Here is a 17,232-nt window from a genome sequence, read left to right as displayed (position 1 = left end):
AGCGCGGGGGGTGGGGGTGCTGGGGCCGTTGGGGGCTTATTGTGCCGAACGCAACACGCACAATGGAGCTACGATAGCACTTGTCTGTTCACCCTGGCGGGACCTTCCGGATTAACCCGTTCGGGTTAGACCGTCGGGGCGCCCATGGCCGTGCTAAATTGGCAAAGGCCGTCGGCATTTCGCCTTCGGCGAGAGGCTTAGGGAGGCATCATCATGACGATCAGAATGTTTTTCACGATCCTCGCCGCTCTCTCCTTCTTCTTCGGCGTCGGCTTTGTGCTGGCCCCGGATCAGGTTCTGGCCATCTACGGTATTGAACACTCGCCCGCCCTGGCGCTGCTCGGGCGACTATTCGGCGGGGCGTTGCTGACCTTGGGCGTGATCCTTTGGCTCGCCAGGGACTTGCGTGACGAATCCGCCGTGCGCACGGTGCTGATCGGCGGCCTCGTAGGTGACGTCGTAAATCTCGTCGTGGCAACTATCGGCACCTTGGCCGGCACGGCGAACGCCTTGGGGTGGTCCACTGTGCTGATCTATCTTTTCGGGGCGGTCGGAAGCGGATACTTCCTGATCGCGCAATCGCGGCGGCCAGCGCACCTGTAAGCCAGCGACGTCATCGAAAGCCGTCGCCGCTCAACCCGGCGATGGCTCCTGGCTGGACGTCCGCGACGACGATGAGAGGTGAGGGCGCCGATTTCACGCCTGCGGCAAGTACGGCGCATGGGAAGGGTCTCGCATGATCGGTTTGAACGTGATTGGCTTGAAACAGATAGCCGCGACATGACGTGAGGCCTATTTCAGTTGCGAACGGCAGAAGCTCGATGCCATTATGCACGAGCGCTTCAACCCCGATCAACGAGGTTTCGTTTCGTGAACTTGAAACGCGAGCGGGCCAGGCCCCGATCGGTCTATCTTGCCATTGCGGTTCTGGCCGCGCTCACCGCGGCCGGAAGTCATGCGAGTGCGAAAGAGCGCCGCAGCGAACGCCTGGTCGAGTCCATCGAATCGCGCGCCGCTGGCGAGCCGATCATGGCGATTGTTTCGCTCCAGAGCCAGCGGATCACCATCTATGACGCGAATGGCTGGATCCTCCGGGCGCCGGTGTCGAGCGGCCAGAAGGGACGCGAGACGCCCGCCGGGATCTTCAGTGTCATCCAAAAGGATGCGGATCACCACTCGAACCTGTACGACGATGCCTTCATGCCAAATATGCAACGCCTCACCTGGTCAGGCATCGCGCTCCACGGCGGACCTCTGCCGGGATATCCGGCGTCTCATGGATGCGTTCGGATGCCCTTCGACTTCGCTGAGCGCCTGTTCGACATGACCCAGATGGGCTTGCGGGTAATCGTGGCACCGATCGATGTGGCGCCCATCCAGATAGCCCATCCGGTTCTGTTTGAGGCGAAGCCGGGTGACGGCGCCAAGGCTGCTGCCCTTCTTGCGGACGCGAATGAGGCGGCGAAGAAGGCGGAACAAGCCAGACTGGCCGCCGGGGCCGCCTTCCGGGAGTCTGTGCAGGCCATGGCCCCGGTACGTGTCGCGGAAAGCCAAAAGCGAAGGGCCGACGCGCTATTGGCGGCCGCCGAGGCGAAGCTTGGCTCCGCAATCCCGGGGGAGGCAAACGAACAGGCTGAAAGCGAAAAGGCACAGGCTGTCGCCAAGGTTGCCGAGTCGCAGACCCAATTGGATGCCGCAAAAGCGGAACTGCAGCCGAAACTCGACGCCGTCACGGCAACGCGTGAAGCGATTGCAAGCGCGGAGACGGCGCGGGTCGCCGCGGCCGAGGCGGCGCGTCAGGTCATGCGCGAGTTCGAGCCGGTATCGATGCTGATTAGCCGCAAGACGCAGAGGCTTTATGTCCGGCAAGGCTTTGAGCCCGTGCTGGATATTCCGGTGACGATCCTGGATCCGGATCGTCCGATCGGCACGCATATCTTTACCGCCATGGAACGGACCGAGGGTGGGACCAAGCTGCGATGGAGCGTCGTCTCCTTGGAGCACGGGCGTTCGCTTGACGGCGTGCCCGAGTCGAAAGGCCCGGCGCGCAGGACCGACCACGATGCCGAGCCGATGATGGCGGGGCCAGCCAGCGCCAAGAGCGCGCTCGACCGGATTGTCATTCCACAAGACGCATTGGATCGCATCGCCGGGATAGCACCGCGGTCTTCCCTGATCGTCACCGATGAGGCGTTGAGTTCCGAGACCGGCAAAGGCACGGATTTCGTGGTGCTGTTGAGCGGCGAGCCGCAAGGCGGCATCAAGAACCGGCGACGCGATCCGCCGGGAGCCGAATTCAGTTACGTGCGCCCGCGCGAGTGGCGATCTCCATCCTGGAGCCCATTTTCCACCTGGTGACCTTTCGCTTCAACGGGTGCCGGACGTGGCGGCGCGAAGTTCGAGTTGAGTCCGTTACGCGCGAGAGCGCACATTCGCTCGCTTGAATTATTGTTCCCGCGCCAACTTCCGCTCATCAGGTTGGTCAGATCGTTCTCACCTTCGACGATCTTGCTGTTCTCGTATGTTTTGCCGCGCGGCGCTCGTCTCGCATCGCCAGTTGGTGGCGTGTCTTCGCTGCCGATCCCGCCTGTCGGGCTTTCATTCCGGGATGGTGATCCGCATATTCCTTGCCGTCGATCGGTGCGACGTGTGGGGGATCTCGATCCAGATAAGGGCGTCCGATTCCAAACTCCTTGCCATGCGCATCGACCCAATTCCAAAGAGTCTCGGTGGAAGTCAATCGCTGCGCTCGTGTCGCGCCATTGACGCTCACGATATCCGCCGCAAGCCCGTGGCCATACCCTCCACGGGAGCTACCTCCATGATAGGACCTGTCGTTTGCCGCCTTGAGGCCGCTTGCAATCGATTGGCGATAATCATCGCGGAAGGCGCTGGTGATGCCGGGTGACAGGCCTGCCTCCTCGGCTGCGTAAAGCAGATGAAAGAGCTTCAACTTGAAATCCCGATCCATGCCTCCGATCACGTAGTCTGCCAGGGGCATGCCGGCGCGGTCGGCGGCCTTGGGATCCTTCCAGGAAAAATCTTCATCGGCACGTGTCGTAAACGTCTTCGTGACAGTCACCAGTCTGCGCTTTTTCTTGACCGTCACTTTTCTCTGTTCTTGGACTTTGACGCTGTCTTCCTTGGGCGCGCGTTGGTAAAGCGCCCAAAGGTAACGGTCGATACAGTTTTCTGCGACAAAGCACTCTTCGAGAACTTCGGTTGGGCTGGCAGCCGGATTAGCATCGCCGGGTTCTCTGGGCGCCGCGCTCGTTTCACCGGCATGATCCGGTGTTTCAGGCTTCAGCATTTCCGATGGAGCGGTCAACGCGGCTATAACCATCGGTTTCGACTCACGCGAGGCCGGCGTGGCGTCGACGGCGGCAGCCGCCGTCATCGATCTGCTGGCAGCCGCGACATTGGCGGTACCTAACGCGTTCACCGGTGGTTTGTCGGCGAACTTGGTGGCAGCGGGAAGAGACGGTGCGAGGCTGTCAACGATTGGCGCAGCGCCAGTGTTATCGAATCCAGCCGAACCAACCGCAGCGAGCCACGCAAGAACCGAAGCAGGTATAGCGATCTCTCGGCACAATGCTGCCAGTGTTGCTACCCGTGGGTTCATGATCTCCGTCTCCAATTGGGCCGGATTGCATAGCCAAGCGTAACGCCAACGATTTTTGGGGCCACGATGTGGACAAGCAATGGCGGAAACGTCCGATATTCAGTTTTTGCAAGAAGTGTGTCCCAAATGCAACGGGCCGGGTTTTCGCACCGGCCGCCAGAGAGGCTCGCGGGCAGGGCGCGGCTATTGCCGTCTCACCGTTTGCGGGGTCGGCTCGGAGATTCGCCAGCCGCACGGTTACGCGATCGTCGGTGGCCTCGCCCTGTCGCACATTCTGACCCTCTACACGACGCCGGTTATCTACATCTGCTTCGACAAGCTGCAGACGTGGATATTCCGGAGAAGAACGCAAGCGCCTGCCGCAGCCCCGCCGCAACCGGCCGAATGATCAATAACGCCTATGACGTTTGCAAGGATACCATGCGCGCTTTCGGTGAACTGTTGATCAAATACCTCCGACTGCATGCGGGCGAAGCGCTCTATTGGTGAGGCGGCATGGATCTGTCGCAAACATTCATTGTCAGTTGTCCCGGTATAAGAAGGTCGATACGACCCGGCGGGGAATAGATGTTCAAGGGCAGGCACTTGGATCGATCAGTGATCCTGTCATGCGTGAGGCGGTACCCGGCTTATGGGCTGAGAAGGCCAAGATGGCCACGCGCTGGCGTCGCAATTCTCGTTGCTACTTAATCTTGGCCAAGCACTCCTTCAGGCGCTCAAGCTCCGAAAGGACTTGCGTTTCCATGGTGTTTTGTAATGCGAGCGTGCCCCTGCTGGACAATTCTGCGGAGGCCTTTCTGTCCAGGTTCTGCTTCCAATCTCGGATTGCCTGCTTAGTGGCGGTTTGTGCTTCCGACGTAGCCTTAAGGTACGCCTTTATGCAGGCGTCGGCCGTTGAGCACGTCTGACACTCCTGAGCGGCGGCAGCACTTGAAACAAGCAAGATAAGTGTCGCGGCAAGGACCCTCATCGCTTTTCTCCCGGTATTGGCCCCAGGCGGATGTTCTACTTGGTGGGGCCGGTTTGCAACGGCGGGCCGCAGATTTACGCGAATGAATCCGCCACCCGGCTCATCGCATGTCGATTCAATGCCGCGTAACGCCGATGCGCGCTATCATGGTCGGGCCGTGGCGAAGATGAACACCGCCGCGAAGCCGAACTCAAAACCCGCCGGGTGACGCTGCAGGTTCCTTTCGTGACATGACCCCATTGACCATCCGGCGGCACAGCCGGCAGCGGCGCACCGACGGCGGAGAGCGCTCCAGGCAATGCCCAGACCAGGTGTACAGTCCCGCGGTGTTATGGGTTGGATTGGCCCTGCATATCTCAAGGTTTTGGCTGCATGCCCTGCAAAAAGCGAAGCGGGTTGAGCGGGCCAATGGGGATCAGTTCGAAGCTCATCATATGTGCTTTACCCAAAGGCAGCTTTTCGAGCATTTCGTGAGCGACGGCCGGATCGGTGACGTTGATGATGAACGCCACGCCCGGCTTTCCCTGTAGCGAGTACCACTGCTCGATCTTGCCATCGAGGTAGAGGTCGACAGTTTCCCGAACTTCCTCCGGTAGGACAGCAGACACCTGCGATTGTTCAAAACCGGGATTGATAGTCCCGATGGCGAGAATTTTGGTCGTCGGCGTCGTTTTCATAGCGACTCCTTGCGCGTTTGCGGAATTGAAGCCGACAAGGCAGCCAATAACTGCCAATGCGGCGGCGGAAACGAATTTCATGTTATCTCCCCTCCGTGTGTCGCTCAGGCGACCGGGTGAATCCGCAGCATATGAGGCCCCCGGCGGGCCTTTTGCTGTTCACCGCGGGCTTGCGGCGTATATGGGTTTGAGTGTGGGTGGGGGTAAAAATCAGAAAATATCTAATGATTTCAACGGTTCTGGGATGTGAACCGATATTGATATTGCTGATGTTTTTACGATGAAGTGTAAAAGACCTTACCGCCAAGCCCCGTATTGTGCCGCGCGCCTAAGCAAGCACCCCTTGCCGCTTGAAAGATTATGCGTATATATACGCATAAATTGTCTCGGACGGGCAGGGAGTGCCAAATGGCCAACCGACTGAAGTTTTTCCGGGTCAAGAACGCCAAGACCCAGACTGAAGCCGCCAGGGCGGCAGGCGTGACGCAGCCGACCTATCAGCGCTGGGAAACCGGCAAGGCTCCGATTCCGGAGAGCTACCTCAAAAAGCTCGCCAAGTTTTTCAAGACCACGGGGCCGGAATTGCTCGGTCGGCATCCGCCGAAAGAGGCCGCGTTCTATGACGACGAAGCCCCGCTTGATCTGCAATATTATGGCGAGTGTGCGGTACATTTCGTCGGCGGCGGCGATCCCTTGGTCCTGTCGATTTCGGAAGCCGCCTTTCAGCAGGCAGATAGTCAACTAGGGACCGACAAGCGCTTCATGGTGATCAAGGACTTGGGCAACCGTACCGTGGCGATTCGCCAGAACGCGATTGCCGAATTCTATTTTTCCAGCGAGGCCTATGACACCTACGGCCCGGACCATAAGAGCTACACGCTGGGGACGTTGGTCCAGATGCCCGACACCCGCGACTGGCAAATTGTCGATGCCATCCGTGTCGAGGCGATGGGCGCAGGTGCCAACGATCTGTTGGAAACGTTTTCGAGAGAAGACGTCGAGCGAGTCGCCAAAGAGATCGGGATCACCGAGGAACAACTCAAGCCGCTGATCGAACCGATAACGAAGGAATCTAAACTGGTGCCGTTCAGCCCGCGCACCGAGGAGATTCTTGAGCTGGCCGCGCGGGTGACGATCCGGTTTTCCACCGGCAAGCAGCGTGACATTGACTATGTTGACTGCAACCTGTTCGAAGTGATCGAACCGCTGGAGGACACCTTTTATGATTCCAGCAGCGGCAATTCGGACGAGCTGCATATGATTGAACTGCCCTATGAGGGTTATCATCGGACGGTGCATCTCAACCCTGACGCGCTCGACTACATTTCGTTTCCGACGCATCAGATTGAGCAGGACGAAACCGAGAGCTATGCCGATGGGCTGACGGAGCCCGAAGGCGAGGGCGGCAAGGTGATCAAGCTGCCGAAGGCCAAGAAAAAGGGGTAGGCGAAGTGAGGCATTATCAACCTTTTGTCGACCCGCGTGACGAAGAAATCAAGCGCCTCAAGCGGCAGCTATCGGGGGCCCGTGGCGATTTGATCAATCTCGCCGCTGGCGATGATCTTGATCTGAGGATGTTGCTCAGTCCATACGATCTGAAAACGCGGGACGATTTCGTTGCGTGGCGGCGACGGGTTTCCGTGGCCAAAAATGCCAAGCCTGATCCGAAGCTCTCAAGTTCGAGCAGTAAGCTTCGGTCGATCTGCGCAAGTTCTACTTCCTCGGCCGCTATGGCGGTCAGCGCCGCAGCGATCTCGGCGTCTGCGAATGGGATCACTTCGACTTCAACAAGAAGACGGTGTTCGTCAGCCAGATCAAGACCGGCAACCGCATCTGGGTGCCGCTGTCGGATCGTCTGATCGAGGAAATGGCAACATGGAAGCGGAACCGCAAGTTCGTTGTCATGAGCCCGAAGAAGAGGGGCGAGCCGTGGGCTCGGACCTCGATCACCAACGAGATGATCGCGACGACGCGCGGTCTCGGCTTCCAGACCACCGACAGCAAGGGCAAGCCGCGCTTCTACTCGCCGCATGGCCTGCGCCATCTCTGCGGTATCGAGCTTGCGCATGCTGGCGCGTCCGACCGCAGATCGCTGCCGTGCTCGGCCACTCCACGATGAAGCAGGTGCAGACCAATCGTGCGCAGGCCAGCCAGTTGCTGCTGGCGCGCGGCCCACAGAACCTGCGTGATGCGATGTACCGCCAGCAACTCCACGACGAGCAGATCGCGCTGGCTGGAAACGTCACTAAGCTACGGACGTAGAACGAAAAAAGCACGCAGTGGGAACGCGATAGTAAAAACGGCAAAAAGTTTTACTAAGTAGGGCCAAAAAAGTAAGCAAAAACAATGTCATGGCGGAAGGGGTGGGATTCGAACCCACGGTACCCTTGCAGGCACGCCGGTTTTCAAGACCGGTGCCTTAAACCACTCGGCCACCCTTCCAGACCATTGATATTGTTTAGCTATCTAAGAGACGCTTGGGGCTGAGAACGCCCGTTTGCTACCGCTTTGCTACCCAACGTCTTTGGAGCGCCTGTTTATGGCCGCGCGCATCACATCGTCAACCGCCGAAGCGGCGCTCGGGTCGGACGCCCGGCTTGAGCGCCTCCCTGGCCTGAGCAAGCCGCCAGCGCCGAGGCTCCTCGACGACCAGCGAGGGCAGGGCGACCGTCCGGGCGCGCCCGCTCTTGGCTTCCTTCTCGCGGATCCCGCCCGCGTCGTTTTATTCGGTGAGGAACGGAAATGATGGCGCAAAATACAAGTTTATGGGGGCAGTGAAGGGAGGGCAGCAGTAATGAATAAGGCCGGACATTTGCCGCGAACTTTACGGGCTTCGTGACCCTCGAAATGATGCTCTGACCAACCGCCGGCGCTGGTGTTGATGCAGATGCGGCAGCACAGCCGTCACCCGCACCAACCAACGGGTACGACTCGCGAGCCCATTGATTAAGCCGCAAGTCCCTACCATGCTGGCGTGAAGTTTCGCTCGGAACATCGCGGATACATGGCAGATGCTGACGCTCTACTCCTATCCGGAATTGTTCGGCGTCGCTGACAACAATGGCTACGGGCTGAAGGTGTTACCCTTCCTCAAGCTGACAGGCGTGCCGTTCGTCCATGAGCATATCTTCGACGCCTCCGGGGCGCCGCGCGGGCAGCTTCCGTATATCGTCGATGGCGGCGAGACGATTGGCGACAGCGAGACGATCATCGCGCATCTGATCCGCAAGTATCGACTGACGATGGATGCGGCGCTGTCACCGGCCGAACGAATGACCGATCATCTCATCTCGCGCATGCTCGACAATCTGTATTGGGTGATGTCGTATTCGCGCTGGGAGGACGACCGCTATTTCCCGGCGTTTCGCGACGCCTTCATGACGCAGCATTCGCGCGTCGACGCGGCCGGGTTGGACAAGGCCAGGAAGTACAACGAGCAGCGTTATTATTTCCAGGGCATCGGCCGCTACGCTCCCGATGCTGCCTACGCACGCGGCTTGGCCGACCTGAAGGTACTGTCCGATCTGATACCCGCGAACGGCTATGTGTATGGGGCAAAGCCGACCAGCATCGATGCCGGCATCTACGGATTCATCGCCAACATCCACTTTTTTCCGATAGAGACGCCGCTCAAGGCTTTCGTCACGGCCCATCCGAATCTGGTGCGCCATTGCGAAGATATTCACGCGGCCGTCAGCGGGTGAGGGCAGGCGCGGCCCGCCGATTTTCGCCGCTCATGGCGTCCGCCAATCGCTCCTGACTGCGATGAACCACTTCCGAAAAATCTTCAGCAAGGATTCGGGGCAATGTGTCCGTGACGCATCCACGCTGCGCGGCCGATCAGTGGAAGTGATAATTGATTCCGACCTGCACGGTGTCGGCGCGGAAGGAATTCTGAACGGCCTCGAATCCGCCTCCAGCGAACCTGTCAGCCAACACGATTGAGCGGCTGCCGAGATCGATGTGAAGATATTCCCCCTTGATCGACCAAGCCGGCGCGAACGCATACTCGATGCCTGCGCCAGCAGCCCAACCGACAGAAACGCCGCCGGTCGTCCCAGAGAAACAGTACACGAAAGAGCCGTTGCAACTCCCGGCTCCTAGGTTGCTCCCTGTCACAGATGTCGTCACGTCGCCATAAGCGAGACCGCCGGTCGCATAAAGCAGCACGCCCGGCGTAGCGAGTAAGCCAAGCCGGCCTCGTACCGTTCCAAACCAATTGAACTTGGTCGAAACGGCCGTGTTGAAGATGCCGCCGATGAAGAAAGGCCCTGTTGCCGATCCCGACGAGCGCCAGCCTGCGTAGGAGGCGTCAGCCTCGATGCCGACAAGATACGCGGATTGTTGGAAATTGTAGCCGATCTGCGCACCGCCGAACCCACCCGAGATGCGCGACGTATCCGGAATTGGGGCAAAGGTGCCCACCCCCGGGTCAACGATGAAACCGGCATCTGTGGGATCTGGCGTCACCGATGTCGGAGACTGCCCCCAGCCATATCCGCCATGAACACCCGTGTAAAATCCCGACCAGTTGTAGGATGGTTCTGAATACGCGGGCGCCTTCGTATAGCTGCCCGAAGGGAGATCAGCGGCAGATGCAGCGCCAACGCCAAAAATGGCTCCAACAGCCGCGGCAGCTAACGCAATCAAATTTGAATTTCGCATAATTTCCTCAATCAAACCGGAACCAGATCGAAGAAGACTATGGGAATTCTCAACCAGGAGCTGTGGTGCGCCAGCAACACTCCGACAAATGATTTCCCCGCGTAGAGCGGAAATCGTATTGACTTGCGACAAACCTGCGAGTTCGGCCCTTTGCAATTGTTCGCCGTGCGAGATTTGCAACTTGGTGCCGATACCAAAAACCTCTGCGTGATCGATCCGAATAAACCTGCCCGAAACCTTTGCCGAGAACGGCTCAGTGACGACGACCTGGCGGCCTGCTGCCTCTTTGGCGATTTCGGCGTTCTCGCCGCGATCGCCGCGACGCCGGTCAGGCAGGCGCCTGTCAGCGGGCCGCAGCCTCAGCAACTCCGGTTCAGTTTCATCGAGCCCGAACTTTAGCTCGACAACAGCGGCGCCGCTGGCACTGGGCCAAGCCTATTGGCCGAATAAGCCACCTTTCGGCAATCCCTTTTGTCCGGTGGGCTCAACCGGTCGATGCAACACTTTATCTTAGAGGGAAAAGATGGAGTGAGACGATGGAACAGAGATTTCGTCGAGGTTTTACAACGGCCGAGAAGACGGAGTTATGGGATCGCTGGCAACGCGGGGAGTCTTTGAAGGGGATCGGGCGAGCGTTTGGGAAGCCGTCATCGTCGATTTATTTCCAGGTGGCCCCGCACGGGGGCATCCGTCCTGCAGCAAGGCATCGCTCAAGGCTGGCATTGGCGCTTTCGGAGCGGGAGGAGATTTCCAGAGGGATTACAGCGCATCGATCAGCCCGATCGATAGCCAAGATGCTGGGCCGCTCGCCTTCGACGGTGAGCCGAGAAATTAGCCGGAATGGCGGCTATGATCGATACCGAGCGGCTCTGGCGGATGACCAGGCCTGGGCCCGAGCCCGCCGTCCGAAACGTTGCAAGTTGGCGACTAATCCCGGGTTGCGACAGGCGGTAACCAGCAAGCTGAGATTAAATTGGGCACCCGAGCAGATAGCCGGCTGGCTTAAGAGAGCCCATCCTGAAGATGAGAATTGTCAGGTGTCACACGAGACGATCTATCGCAGTCTCTTTGTTCAAGCTCGCGGAGTGCTTAAGAAAGAGCTACTTTGCCATCTTCGATCGAAGCGCACGATCCGTCGATCGAAACAGGCAGGTCTTCACGGCGATGGACGGGGACAAATCAAGGATCCCGTCTCGATCCGTCAGCGCCCGGCAGCAGTTGAAGATCGAGCGGTGCCTGGCCATTGGGAAGGCGATCTGCTGTCCGGTTCGAAGAACAGCTATATCGCGACCTTGGTCGAGCGTCATACCCGTTACGTGATGTTAGCAAAGGTGGCCAACAAAGACACCCAATCGGTCGTCTCCGCGCTCATCAAGCAAGCTAGAAAGCTGCCGACCGAACTGTATAAATCGCTAACCTGGGACCGGGGCAAGGAACTTACGGATCATCGACGATTTACGTTGACGACCAACATCGACGTTTATTTTTGCGATCCGCAAAGCCCGTGGCAGCGCGGGTCGAATGAGAACACCAATGGCCTGCTGCGACAATACTTCCCGAAGGGCACCGACTTGTCGGTGCACTCGCAAGCCCACTTGAACAAAGTGGCTCGCCAGCTTAACGAACGGCCGCGTAAGACCAAGCAATTTGAAACCCCAGCAGAGAGATTTAACGCCTGTGTTGCATCGACCGGTTGAGCCGGCTCCTTTGCTCGGCCGCAATGGTGCATCCGCGCGGGTGACGAGTTGCTCGTCAGACATGTTGCGGCTCCAACTTCATCAACCAGGCGGCCTCGACGACGCAATAGACGATGCCATCCGTTCGCCGCGTGGCATTTCCGCCACGCTGTCCACCGATTGCGATCTGGTTCGGTACATCGGGGTGCGCGGCCCGTTGCATTGGTTCCGGTCGCCCGGTATTTGAACCGCAATCTGCGACGGGGCCTCGGCGCGGACTTCAGCAAAAAATTTGGGATGCGGGCATTCGCGGACGGATTCCGGAGGCCCACAAGACGCGGCCGTGTTGCCGCGAGGGGGCTGCGAATGATTAAGCTGTTTCGTCCTGCACGCCGGCACAGGCTCGCCGGGCTCCTTACCACGAGGTCGGTGGTCGCGCTCGGAGTGGCACTGGCGATGACGACGCCATCGCACGCCGTCAACGATACCTGGACGGGCACCTCCTCGAACAACTGGTTCACTGCCGGGAACTGGGGCCCCGGTGTTCCGACCATCTTTGACAACGCGATGATCGGCACGGACACCCCAAATGCGACCGTGGTCGGTGCGCCCGGCGCAGTAGCAAACAATCTCTTTGTCGGTTATTTGGGCACCGGCACGCTGACGATCCAGAACGGCGGCGCGTTGACCAACCAGTACGGGTCTATCGGCTACGATCCCAATCCCGGCTCGACCGGCACCGTGATAGTGACCGGCGCCGGCTCGTCCTGGACCAATTCCGGCGCTCTCTTTGTCGGCTATGGCGGCACCGGCACGCTGACGATCCAGAGCGGCGGCGCGGTGAGCAACAGCACTGGCTATATCGGCTACAATTCCGGCTCGACCGGCACCGTGACGGTCTCCGGCACCCACTCGTCCTGGACCAATTCCGGCGATCTCTCTGTCGGCTATGGCGGCACCGGCACGCTGACGATCCAGAATGGCGGCGCGGTGAGCAACGGCACTGGCTATATCGGCTACAATCCCGGCTCGACCGGCATTGTGACGGTCTCCGGCGCCGGCTCGTCCTGGACCAATTCCGGCGCTCTCTCTGTCGGCAACGGCGGTACCGGCACGCTGACGATCCAAAACGGCGGCGCGGTGAGCAACAGCGTTGGCTATGTCGGCTACAACGGCTCGACCGGCACCGTGACGGTCTCTGGCGCCGGTTCGTCCTGGACCAATTCCGGCGCTCTCGCTGTCGGCTTTTCCGGCACCGGCGCGCTGACGATCCAGAACGGCGGCGCGGTCGTCAGTCACACCGTTGGCTTGATCGGCGGTTTCGGCTCCGGCACCGTGACGGTCGATGGCGCCGGCTCGTCCTGGACCAATTCCGGCGCTCTCTCTGTCGGCGTTTTAGGCCCCGGCACGCTGACGGTCGCCAATGGCGGCACCGTCTCGGTTAGCGGCACGGTGACGATTGCCAGTCTGGGCGGCTCGACCGGCACGTTGAACATCGGCGCCGCCTCCGGCCAGGCGGCCGTTACGCCCGGCACGCTGAACGCATCCTCGGTTGCGTTCGGGTCTGGCACCGGCGGCATCGTGTTCAACCATACCGCCTCGAACTACATTTTTGCCCCGACCATTTCCGGTGCGGGGTCGGTGACGGTCGAGGCCGGCACGACCATTCTCACGGCTGCCAACACCTACACCGGCCCAACCACGATCAATGGCGGCACGCTGTCCGTCAACGGCTCGATCCTGTCGGGCACGACGGTGAACGCGGGCGGCACGCTTGCCGGCACCGGCACCGTCGGCAACGTCACGGTGGCGACCGGCGGCACGTTCGCGCCCGGCAGCACGATGGCGGTGAGCGGCAGCCTCGCGTTCCAGTCCGGCGCGATTTATCTCGTGCAGGTCGGTCCGTCGAATGCCAGCCTGGCCAATGTCAACGGCACCGCGATGCTGACGGGTGGAGTCGTACAGACGAGCTTCCAGCCGGGCAGCTACATCAGCAAGAGCTATGACATCTTGCACGCGGCCGGCGGGATCGGCGGCAGCACATTCAACGGCGTGAGCGTCGGCAATCCGAACTTGGCGGCCAGCCTGAGCTACACGCTCACGGACGTTTTCCTGAACCTTACAGCGTCTCTCGGTGGTGGCCAAACGGGCCTGGGCTCGAACCAGCAGACGATCGCGAACGTCATCAACCATGTCTTCAACAATGGCGGCGCGCTGCCACCGGGCTTCCTCACCCTGTTCGGCCTGACCGGCGCCAATCTCGGCAATGCGCTGACGCAGGCCTCCGGCGAGACCGCGACCGGGTCGCAGCAGACCACCTTCGACGCCATGAACCAGTTCATGGGCGTGATGACCGACCCGTTCATCGCCGGGCGCGGCGATGGCTTTGGCGCATCGGGCGGCGCGCCGAGCGGATATGCTTCCACTCAAAAGACCGGCGCGGCGCGCGACGCCAATGCCATGTTCGTCAAGGCGCCGGTGGTGCCGTTCGAACAACGCTGGAGCACCTGGACCGCGGGCTACGGTGGATCGCAGACCACCGATGGCAATGCGGCGGTCGGATCGAACGCCACGACCAGCGCCATCTATGGCACCGCGGTCGGCGCCGACTATCGCCTCTCGCCGTTTACCCTCGCAGGCTTTGCGCTGGCGGGCGGCGGCACCAATTTCAGCGTCAACGGATCAGGAAGCGGACGCTCCGACCTGTTCCAGGCCGGTGCCTTCATTCGCCACACCGTCGGCCCGGCGTATATCTCCGCTGCACTGGCCTATGGCTGGCAGGACATCACCACCGACCGCACCGTGACCATCGCGGGTGTCGATCAGTTGCGCGCGGAGTTCAACGCCAACGCCTTCTCGGGCCGCGCCGAAGGCGGCTATCGCTTCGTCAGCCCATGGATGGGCGGCATCGGCATCACGCCCTACGCCGCCGGACAGTTCACCACCTTCGATCTGCCGGCCTACGCCGAGCAGGCGGTAACCGGCACCAACACCTTTGCGCTGGCCTACGGCGCCAAGAGCGTCACCGATCCGCGCAGCGAGCTCGGATTGCGCGGCGATAAATCCTTCGCGATGCCGGACGGCATCCTCACCTTGCGCGGTGGCGTGGCATGGGCGCACGATTTCAACCCCGACCGCAGTATCGGTGCGACGTTCCAGACGCTGCCGGGCGCATCCTTCGTCGTCAACGGCGCCGCACAAGCAAGCGACTCCGCGCTCGTGACCGCCTCCGCCGAGAAGAAATGGCTGAACGGCTGGTCGGCCGCCGCCACCTTCGAGGGTGAGTTCTCCAACGTCACCACGAGCTACGCTGGCAAGGGCGTGGTGCGGTATTCCTTTTAGGCTCGTGACTTCCGCTGTTGGCGCGTTTGATATGAGACAGGCCGACTGTATTGAGCAATGTCCGCTTTCAGGGGTAACCCGGAAGACATTTGCTCACACTGAGTTCTTCTCAGTTTGACCCGCAAGAAACATCGCCAGCGCTTTCGGAACCGGACATCATGGCGCTCATCACACCCGTCTTGCAGGGTTCCATTCGAAATCATCAGCCTGTCGCTGTCTCGACGTGCCGAGCCAACTTATCCAGGGTCTGGTAGCCGTACTCGACGGCGCCGAAGCCGATCGTCCTGTCGCGCTGTGCTTTGGTCGGATGCAGTTGCCGCAGCGTGATCACGGTCTTGCCGTCGCTCTGCTCATCGAACGTAATCGTGGTGCGAAAACGGGCTGGATCATCATCCATGTCCGAACCGTGATCGATCTCGATCAGGTACGGCGGCTCGATGCGCCGAAAGCGCATTCGATTCGGAAATCGCTGGCCGTTTGGGGCGAGCATGTCGAATCGCCACACGCCGCCGACGCGAATGTCGATTTCCTTGGTTTCGATCTTGAACCCCGCCGGCCCGAACCAGTTCGGCAAATGCTCCGGTTCTGTCCAGGCAGCAAAAACGACATCACGCTTTGCCTTGATGACACGCGAGAGAACGATCTCGCGCTCGATATCCCAGTGTGCGAGGGCGGCGTCCGGAGTTGAGGTCATGGCGATTTCCTGTGCTTTTGAGGATGTAGTGTAGTTGGGCGCATCAGTCACGACGCCTTCTCCTTGGCGGCCTCTTCTCAAGCGTCGCTACATAAGACTCGAGCCGGTCAAGGCGGGCTTCCCAGATGGCGCGCTGCTCGGCGAGCCAGTTCTCGGCCCCCTTCATGGCGCCTGGCATCAGGCGGCATGTGCGGACGCGGCCATGCTTCTCCGACTCGACAAGGCCACCGGTTTCCAACACACGTATGTGTTTCATCAGGCTCGGCAGAGCCATGTCGAATGGCCGAGCGAGTTCGCCCACGGAAGCCTCGCCTTGCGAGAGCCGCCCAATGATTGCGCGCCGCGTTGGATCGGCGAGCGCGCTGAACACGTTGTCGAGATGAGGAGAATGGTTAGCCATACAGCTAACAATGGATGCGCGACGAGCATCTGTCAACAATAGTTTTCTAATTGGATAACTGTCTGCGTGCCGGTGCGCCGGCATTCGTTGCTGCTGATTATCGCCGGCTACTTCGTGCTCGCAGCAGCAATTTTTCTTCCCGGGCCGCGAAAGGTCCGCTTCAGAATCGCGGATTTTCCTCGATTTTCGTCTCTTTGTGGCACCTTTCCGACGTGCCGACCGGGCTGCTCGACGTCTGTTTGTTAGGGGGTAGAACGGACTTGCCAAGGAAGCAGGGTCACTTCCGTTTTTGCCCCATCGCATTATTTGAGCTCCTCGCCAATTCGGCCGCTTTCGGAGCAAAGCTGACGTCAGTCGAGTAGCTTACAGAATCCGGTTTATGAGAACGCGGCTAGCATCCGCCGATGCCGCCGAAGAGATCGCCTGCGCCGACGCTGCCGGCCGTTGACGGTATCGCGCCCAAGCAGCCCGCGCTCGATGAGACACCGCCGCCAGCACCACCAGCGCCCGACGTGGCGTTGGGCGTGACGGTTTGCGCGTTGGCGCTGATGCTCCCTGCTGGTCCCGTTATCACAACCCCTGGTCCCGCCGAAATCTGATCGGTGGGGAGCGGATCGGACGCGCAGCCGAAAAACGGCGTCAGAATGGCGCTCAGCGATACGCCGAACGGACAGGGCAGCGGCACGGGCACAAAGGGACCTCCCGTTGCAAAGGTCACTCCTTGGCCGGACGGCACGATTGCGCCTGTCACCGTGCTCGCCGCGTTGATCGGCGAGTTGACCTCCGCGTGAGTGGTGGCAGACACGCCAAGCCACAGGGTGACCGTTAGGATGAGCATTCGTTTCATCGCGCCCGCGAGTATAAAAATCTCTCGCCGCCGCTCTATTGTACGAGCGGAAGAACAGGGCATGAGAAGGGATGAAAGAGGGATACAAAGGTATAGTGCGTTGCCGGAGTTCGGACGACCGCTCATGGCACGAAACGGACCAGTCGACCCGGTCTGCCGACGTCCGTTCATCGGGGGTGAAGCGGACCTCTGCGGTTACGTCAGCGCACTTCCGAGTTTGACCCTAAGGCGACCTTTCGAGCCACAATCCATTGCCGGAAAGCAAACACCGACCGGTTGGTAAACTTGACCCTTTCCGAACGTCATCAGCTAGATTTGGCGCACGACAGCCGACCTTTA

General features: G+C 60.2%; 15 protein-coding genes, 1 tRNA gene and 2 pseudogenes. 10 read left to right on the top strand and 8 right to left on the bottom strand.

All coding sequences use genetic code 11. From position 1 onward, the window contains the following. The first annotated feature begins 225 nt into the window (after window positions 1–225). Entirely contained in the window at window positions 226–603 is a 378-nt protein-coding gene (locus B5527_RS20560; protein WP_154072413.1) for a hypothetical protein, read from the top strand. Between the two features lie 10 nt (window positions 604–613). On the opposite strand, the gene B5527_RS45420 is transcribed toward B5527_RS20560, so the two are convergent. Beyond that, complete coding sequence (locus B5527_RS45420; protein ID WP_172842619.1) at window positions 614–856, bottom strand: hypothetical protein; 243 nt, start codon at window positions 854–856, stop codon at window positions 614–616. A gap of 14 nt (window positions 857–870) precedes the next feature. Between B5527_RS45420 and B5527_RS20555 the strand changes: the two genes are divergently transcribed. Beyond that, window positions 871–2,358 carry a L,D-transpeptidase family protein gene (locus B5527_RS20555; protein WP_172842618.1) on the top strand — a complete coding sequence of 496 codons (1,488 nt, stop codon included), beginning with the start codon at window positions 871–873 and terminating at the stop codon, window positions 2,356–2,358. Between the two features lie 124 nt (window positions 2,359–2,482). Here B5527_RS20555 and B5527_RS20550 read toward each other — a convergent pair whose 3' ends face one another. Further along, window positions 2,483–3,622 carry a D-alanyl-D-alanine carboxypeptidase family protein gene (locus B5527_RS20550; RefSeq protein ID WP_079607397.1) on the bottom strand — a complete coding sequence of 380 codons (1,140 nt, stop codon included), beginning with the start codon at window positions 3,620–3,622 and terminating at the stop codon, window positions 2,483–2,485. Window positions 3,623–3,827: 205 nt separating this feature from the next. Here B5527_RS20550 and B5527_RS47720 point away from each other — a divergent pair. Together B5527_RS47720 and B5527_RS45415 are read left to right on the top strand one after the other, a co-directional pair. After that, window positions 3,828–4,010, top strand: a pseudogene (locus B5527_RS47720) (efflux RND transporter permease subunit); the annotation flags it as partial. Window positions 4,011–4,189: 179 nt separating this feature from the next. Then, window positions 4,190–4,261 (top strand): annotated as a pseudogene (locus B5527_RS45415) (IS6 family transposase); the annotation flags it as partial. A gap of 687 nt (window positions 4,262–4,948) precedes the next feature. On the opposite strand, the gene B5527_RS20535 reads toward B5527_RS45415, so the two are convergent. After that, the gene (locus B5527_RS20535; protein WP_154072411.1) at window positions 4,949–5,350 is read right to left on the bottom strand and encodes a hypothetical protein; all 402 of its coding nucleotides are present in this window, start codon (window positions 5,348–5,350) and stop codon (window positions 4,949–4,951) included. 327 nt (window positions 5,351–5,677) lie between these two features. On the opposite strand from B5527_RS20535, the gene B5527_RS20530 reads away from it, so the two are divergent. The 3 genes from B5527_RS20530 to B5527_RS44285 all read left to right on the top strand — a co-directional run bounded on the left by B5527_RS20530 (window position 5,678) and on the right by B5527_RS44285 (window position 7,531). Beyond that, window positions 5,678–6,715 (top strand): helix-turn-helix domain-containing protein, encoded by a 1,038-nt coding sequence (locus tag B5527_RS20530; protein WP_172842617.1) that lies wholly within the window; start codon window positions 5,678–5,680, stop codon window positions 6,713–6,715. 256 nt (window positions 6,716–6,971) lie between these two features. Continuing rightward, complete coding sequence (locus tag B5527_RS20525) at window positions 6,972–7,388, top strand: tyrosine-type recombinase/integrase (protein WP_079603149.1); 417 nt, start codon at window positions 6,972–6,974, stop codon at window positions 7,386–7,388. Continuing rightward, window positions 7,385–7,531 (top strand): hypothetical protein, encoded by a 147-nt coding sequence (locus B5527_RS44285; RefSeq protein WP_154072410.1) that lies wholly within the window; start codon window positions 7,385–7,387, stop codon window positions 7,529–7,531. The genes B5527_RS20525 and B5527_RS44285 overlap by 4 nt, the downstream gene beginning before the upstream one ends. A 90-nt stretch (window positions 7,532–7,621) precedes the next feature. Here B5527_RS44285 and B5527_RS20520 read toward each other — a convergent pair. Continuing rightward, window positions 7,622–7,711: transfer RNA gene (locus B5527_RS20520), tRNA-Ser, on the bottom strand. A gap of 569 nt (window positions 7,712–8,280) precedes the next feature. On the opposite strand from B5527_RS20520, the gene B5527_RS20510 reads away from it, so the two are divergent. Continuing rightward, on the top strand, window positions 8,281–8,973 hold the full coding sequence (locus B5527_RS20510) for a glutathione S-transferase family protein (protein ID WP_079603148.1): 693 nt from the start codon (window positions 8,281–8,283) through the stop codon (window positions 8,971–8,973). A gap of 136 nt (window positions 8,974–9,109) precedes the next feature. Here B5527_RS20510 and B5527_RS20505 read toward each other — a convergent pair whose 3' ends face one another. Then, window positions 9,110–10,300: an outer membrane protein gene (locus B5527_RS20505; RefSeq protein ID WP_154072409.1), complete on the bottom strand. Its 1,191-nt coding sequence runs from the start codon at window positions 10,298–10,300 to the stop codon at window positions 9,110–9,112. Between the two features lie 170 nt (window positions 10,301–10,470). Here B5527_RS20505 and B5527_RS20495 point away from each other — a divergent pair, with 170 nt between their 5' ends. After that, window positions 10,471–11,631: an IS30 family transposase gene (locus B5527_RS20495; protein WP_079603145.1), complete on the top strand. Its 1,161-nt coding sequence runs from the start codon at window positions 10,471–10,473 to the stop codon at window positions 11,629–11,631. Between the two features lie 345 nt (window positions 11,632–11,976). Continuing rightward, complete coding sequence (locus B5527_RS20490; protein ID WP_172842616.1) at window positions 11,977–14,952, top strand: autotransporter outer membrane beta-barrel domain-containing protein; 2,976 nt, start codon at window positions 11,977–11,979, stop codon at window positions 14,950–14,952. 202 nt (window positions 14,953–15,154) lie between these two features. Here the strand turns inward: B5527_RS20490 and B5527_RS20485 are convergent, their stop codons facing one another. The 3 genes from B5527_RS20485 to B5527_RS20475 form a co-directional block, all read right to left on the bottom strand. Beyond that, window positions 15,155–15,646 (bottom strand): SRPBCC family protein, encoded by a 492-nt coding sequence (locus tag B5527_RS20485; protein WP_079603143.1) that lies wholly within the window; start codon window positions 15,644–15,646, stop codon window positions 15,155–15,157. A gap of 43 nt (window positions 15,647–15,689) precedes the next feature. Further along, entirely contained in the window at window positions 15,690–16,046 is a 357-nt protein-coding gene (locus tag B5527_RS20480) for an ArsR/SmtB family transcription factor (RefSeq protein WP_079603142.1), read from the bottom strand. Window positions 16,047–16,437: 391 nt separating this feature from the next. Beyond that, on the bottom strand, window positions 16,438–16,884 hold the full coding sequence (locus B5527_RS20475) for a hypothetical protein (RefSeq protein ID WP_079603141.1): 447 nt from the start codon (window positions 16,882–16,884) through the stop codon (window positions 16,438–16,440). Window positions 16,885–17,232 lie beyond the last annotated feature (348 nt).

The sequence above is a fragment of the Bradyrhizobium erythrophlei genome, from assembly GCF_900129425.1.
In the GTDB taxonomy this organism is placed as follows: domain Bacteria; phylum Pseudomonadota; class Alphaproteobacteria; order Rhizobiales; family Xanthobacteraceae; genus Bradyrhizobium; species Bradyrhizobium erythrophlei_C.
The sequence above is the reverse complement of the archived record's forward strand: the minus strand, read 5'-3'. Positions and strand labels throughout refer to the sequence as shown.

Bases quoted from the DNA above. Each gene is read 5' to 3' on its own strand.
- B5527_RS20560 (WP_154072413.1), top strand. From the start codon at position 226: ATGTTTTTCACGATCCTCGCCGCTCTCTCCTTCTTCTTCGGCGTCGGC.
- B5527_RS20550 (WP_079607397.1), bottom strand. From the start codon at position 3,622: ATGAACCCACGGGTAGCAACACTGGCAGCATTGTGCCGAGAGATCGCT.
- B5527_RS20535 (WP_154072411.1), bottom strand. From the start codon at position 5,350: ATGAAATTCGTTTCCGCCGCCGCATTGGCAGTTATTGGCTGCCTTGTC.
- B5527_RS20530 (WP_172842617.1), top strand. From the start codon at position 5,678: ATGGCCAACCGACTGAAGTTTTTCCGGGTCAAGAACGCCAAGACCCAG.
- B5527_RS44285 (WP_154072410.1), top strand. From the start codon at position 7,385: ATGAAGCAGGTGCAGACCAATCGTGCGCAGGCCAGCCAGTTGCTGCTG.
- B5527_RS20510 (WP_079603148.1), top strand. From the start codon at position 8,281: ATGCTGACGCTCTACTCCTATCCGGAATTGTTCGGCGTCGCTGACAAC.
- B5527_RS20495 (WP_079603145.1), top strand. From the start codon at position 10,471: ATGGAACAGAGATTTCGTCGAGGTTTTACAACGGCCGAGAAGACGGAG.
- B5527_RS20490 (WP_172842616.1), top strand. From the start codon at position 11,977: ATGATTAAGCTGTTTCGTCCTGCACGCCGGCACAGGCTCGCCGGGCTC.
- B5527_RS20485 (WP_079603143.1), bottom strand. From the start codon at position 15,646: ATGACCTCAACTCCGGACGCCGCCCTCGCACACTGGGATATCGAGCGC.
- B5527_RS20480 (WP_079603142.1), bottom strand. From the start codon at position 16,046: ATGGCTAACCATTCTCCTCATCTCGACAACGTGTTCAGCGCGCTCGCC.
- B5527_RS20475 (WP_079603141.1), bottom strand. From the start codon at position 16,884: ATGCTCATCCTAACGGTCACCCTGTGGCTTGGCGTGTCTGCCACCACT.